This window comes from Pseudomonas tremae (assembly GCF_001401155.1).
Taxonomy (GTDB): domain Bacteria; phylum Pseudomonadota; class Gammaproteobacteria; order Pseudomonadales; family Pseudomonadaceae; genus Aquipseudomonas; species Aquipseudomonas tremae.
This window is the reverse complement of sequence record NZ_LJRO01000462.1, coordinates 1-332: the sequence shown is the minus strand read 5'-3', so window position 1 is coordinate 332 and position 332 is coordinate 1. Positions and strand designations below refer to the sequence as shown.

The 332-nt window shown below is 60.8% G+C and carries 1 protein-coding gene; it reads right to left on the bottom strand.

The window, feature by feature from the left end; all coding sequences use genetic code 11:
• Window positions 1-332: RHS repeat domain-containing protein (locus tag ALO43_RS25790; RefSeq protein WP_162235629.1), on the bottom strand; the 332-nt coding region annotated here is incomplete at both ends.

The window sequence follows — 332 nt, the reverse complement described above, 5'->3', positions numbered from 1 at the left end:
CCCTGGGTGCGATAGATCTCGCGGTGCAGGTCGTCACGCTCCATGTCGCTGATCAGTTGGCCATCGAGGTTCAACTGGTGCAGGTGACCGCTGCCGTAATACAGGTGGTTCAGGTGCTGGCCGGTGGGAAGCGTCAGCGTGGTCAGGTTACTGAGTGGATCGTACTCGTAGGCCAGTGCGCCCTGCGGGGTGGTCTCTTTGACGAGACGGCCTAGCAGGTCGTAGGCAAATTCGAGTTTCTCAGCGCTGACGCCGAGCTTTCTGCCGGTGTCCGTCGGCTTGCGCTCGATTGACAGCAGTCGGTCGCCGTCATCGTATGCGTAGTCCTGACG